Source organism: Silvanigrella sp. (assembly GCF_044369315.1).
In the GTDB taxonomy this organism is placed as follows: domain Bacteria; phylum Bdellovibrionota_B; class Oligoflexia; order Silvanigrellales; family Silvanigrellaceae; genus Silvanigrella.
In genome coordinates this window covers 1-3,099 of sequence record NZ_JBIPMD010000317.1, presented here as the reverse complement: position 1 = coordinate 3,099, position 3,099 = coordinate 1, and the positions used below count along the sequence as shown (strand labels likewise).

Sequence of the window (3,099 nt, the reverse complement as noted above, 5' to 3'; positions counted from 1 at the left end):
TTCTTTCAAAAGCAACTTGCTCTGACAATTTTAAAAGTCTATTTTCCATCTCCATTTAAATCTCCTCCTCAAAAGGATATTTAATTCTGGATTTATGCTTTGTAAAAATCACTTATTGGGAGGACACGGATTCAGAAAACTTATCCGCATTATTTTCATTCCAACCCTTCATATAACTTACAATAACTTTATTAATAGAATTTTCATCTGATTTAGTTAAAGAATTTGCTACTGTATGAATAACAACTAAAGGTGAAAGTATAAGTATTATTTTTGGGAAGTTTGAATAAAATTTCTTAATCATAAAAATGCCTTTCATAAATATTTTGAATTTTAATGCTAACAAATAAAATAATATATAGAATAAATTTTTAAATTCAAATAAATTTATTTAGGAATTTTTATAATATTTTTTAATCTAGTTTAATATCAATACTTGTTGGGTATACTGTATTATTTTCCCACCAACCTGTATTTGAGAATTTTAGAAATTTTTTATTTTCATTTGTTTTGTAAAATTCTAAAATAGAATTTACTTGAAAGTCGAGTATACTATATTTATTTGCGCAAATCGTTCCACTTTCTTTGTCATTTATGTAAACTGTTAGACCAAATCCATGTGGTTTTTTTATTATTCCAAAAGTATGAATCCATGAGCATTCATTAATTGAAGAATAAAATATATTTATTTTATATTTTTTTTGATCAATATAAAATGAGCTATCATTTTGAATATTAAAAAATTCATCTAGTAATAAATGAGTGGTATTTTTAATTTCAATTAATGGTGTTGAACCTCTAAATAAATTTGTGACAAAAATATTTGCTTCTGGATGAACAATATCCAAAGATGAAACTGACCTATTTACAATTGATACTATAAATTGTGAATATATTTTTAATGGATAAAAAAATAATATAATAAAAAGACATTTAGTAAATATATTTTTCATTTATAAATCATCCTTTGGTAAAATAGACTAAAATTTAATTTAAAAACTGCAGCAATAATTTTTATAAATTAAAATAAATAAAAAATATAGTTATAAATGTTTTATTTTAAATGGATAATTACTATTATTATCAATAAAAAATTAGAATAAATATTTTAGACATAAAAATAAAATTAATATTTATTCTAATTCAGAAATAAATTAATTTATATAATATGTTTAAATTTAATTAAAAATAAAGAAACTTACCATAATCCTATCTTCTTAAATATACTGATGATTTTGACAGCCTCTATAAATTTTAATAAATATATATAGCTAACTTAAACGAAAGGATTCCAAATGAGCATTACAAGACGTGATTTTCTTAATGGAGTATCAATTGGTGTTGTTGCTGGATTAAGTCCTATTGATATCCTAAATGCGGCTGAAAATTCGATTTATTATCCACCTTCTTTAACTGGTTTAAGAGGAAATTATCCGGGTTCATTTGAGAATGCTCACAAGTTAGGTAGGGATGGTTTTAAATATTCTATTCAAGATCTACCAACGGAAGAAACATATGATCTCGTCGTTGTTGGTGCTGGTATTAGCGGTCTGTCAGCAGCAAGATTTTATCAATTAAAGTTTGGCTTAAAATCTAAAATTTTAATTTTAGATAATCATGACGACTTTGGAGGTCATGCTAAAAGAAATGAATTTAATATTAATGGAAAGCTAATTTTAACTTATGGTGGAACAGAATCATTACAATCGCCAAAAAGTTTATATAGTAAAGTGGCATTATCTTTATTAAAAGATATTTCTATAGATATAGATGAGCTTGGTCGATGTTTTAATAAAAATTTTTATTCTAAAATGGGTTTAAGTAGAGGTGTTTTTTTTGATAAAGAAACATTTGGACAAGATAAAATGGTTTCTGGAGATCCAGGAAGAGTGGTTGCTGATGATATTGATCCAAAAGATTTAAATGCGAAAAAATATAAAAAATTTATAAGTGAATTTCCACTTTCAAATTTTGATAAAGAATGCTTAATTTCATTATATGAAAATAGAATTAATTATTTACCAGAAAAAAATGTGAAAGAATGTATCGAATATTTGTCAAAGACAAGTTATAGAAATTATTTAATTCAAAATGTTAAGTTAAGCGAAAAAGCTATTCATTATTTTCAATCCAAAAGTAATGATTTTTTTGCAAATGGAATTGAAGGCATTTCTGCTTTAGAAGCAAGAACGCTTGGATTACCTGGATTAGATGGTCTTAGTTTACCGCCTCTTGCAGGACCAGGAAAAGCGGAGTTTGAAGACCCTTATATTTATCATTTTCCAGATGGAAATGCTTCTATTGCAAGACTTTTAGTTAGAAAAATGATCCCAGCCGTAACAAATGGTATTTCAATGAAAGATATTGTGCTTTCTAAATTTGATTATTCTAAGTTAGATATTCCAAATAATTTAGTGAAAATAAGACTAAATAGTACTGTTGTTAATGTTACAGATCCTTTTGGCAATGTTCATATTGGTTACTTAGATAAAAAGAGAAAGCTTCATAAAGTAAAAGCAAAACGCACAGTCATGGCAGGTTATAATATGATGATTCCTCATATTTTAAATGATATGCCAAAAGAACAGCAAAAATCACTTTCAGCAAATGTAAAAGCCTGCATTGTCTATAGCAAAGTTATTATTAAAAATTGGAATTCATTTGTTAAGTTAGGTGTGCATGAAATATATGTACCAAAAATGCCTTATTCAAGAGTTAAATTAGATTATCCTGTTAATATAGGAAACTATAAACACTCACAAAATCCAAATGAACCTATTTGTGTTCATATGGTTCATGTCCCAACTGTGTTAGATCCAAATTTAGATGCGAGAAGTAAATCAAGAATTGGGCGTTATAAGTTATTATCTACTCCATTCTCTGAATTAGAAAAAGATATTCGAAATCAATTGCAAAGAATGTTAGGGCCAGCGGGATTTAATCATAAAAAAGATATATTAGGCATAACAATAAACCGTTGGTCACACGGTTATTCTTATACTTTTAATGCCAGTTAAGAGTTGAGAAAGATATTGTGAAGATTGAAGAAATAGCTCCAATTTGTTAGTTAATTGTTGCTTAAAAAAAAGTAACAAAGGA

3 protein-coding genes are annotated in these 3,099 nt (G+C 26.0%); 1 reads left to right on the top strand and 2 read right to left on the bottom strand.

Annotated elements, in window-relative coordinates; all coding sequences use genetic code 11:
- Positions 1-112: 112 nt before the first annotated feature.
- Together ACIQ56_RS16140 and ACIQ56_RS16135 are read right to left on the bottom strand one after the other, a co-directional pair.
- Positions 113-304, bottom strand: a complete 192-nt coding sequence (locus ACIQ56_RS16140; protein ID WP_397602064.1) for a hypothetical protein — start codon at positions 302-304, stop codon at positions 113-115.
- A 109-nt stretch (positions 305-413) separates the two neighbouring features.
- Complete coding sequence (locus ACIQ56_RS16135) at positions 414-953, bottom strand: hypothetical protein (RefSeq protein WP_397602063.1); 540 nt, start codon at positions 951-953, stop codon at positions 414-416.
- 342 nt (positions 954-1,295) lie between these two features.
- Here ACIQ56_RS16135 and ACIQ56_RS16130 point away from each other — a divergent pair, with 342 nt between their 5' ends.
- Positions 1,296-3,017 carry an NAD(P)-binding protein gene (locus ACIQ56_RS16130; RefSeq protein WP_397602062.1) on the top strand — a complete coding sequence of 574 codons (1,722 nt, stop codon included), beginning with the start codon at positions 1,296-1,298 and terminating at the stop codon, positions 3,015-3,017.
- The last annotated feature ends 82 nt before the right edge of the window (positions 3,018-3,099 follow it).

Excerpts from the sequence above, each read along its gene's own strand:
- ACIQ56_RS16130 (WP_397602062.1), top strand. The coding sequence starts at position 1,296 with ATGAGCATTACAAGACGTGATTTTCTTAATGGAGTATCAATTGGTGTT.
- ACIQ56_RS16135 (WP_397602063.1), bottom strand. The coding sequence starts at position 953 with ATGAAAAATATATTTACTAAATGTCTTTTTATTATATTATTTTTTTAT.
- ACIQ56_RS16140 (WP_397602064.1), bottom strand. The coding sequence starts at position 304 with ATGATTAAGAAATTTTATTCAAACTTCCCAAAAATAATACTTATACTT.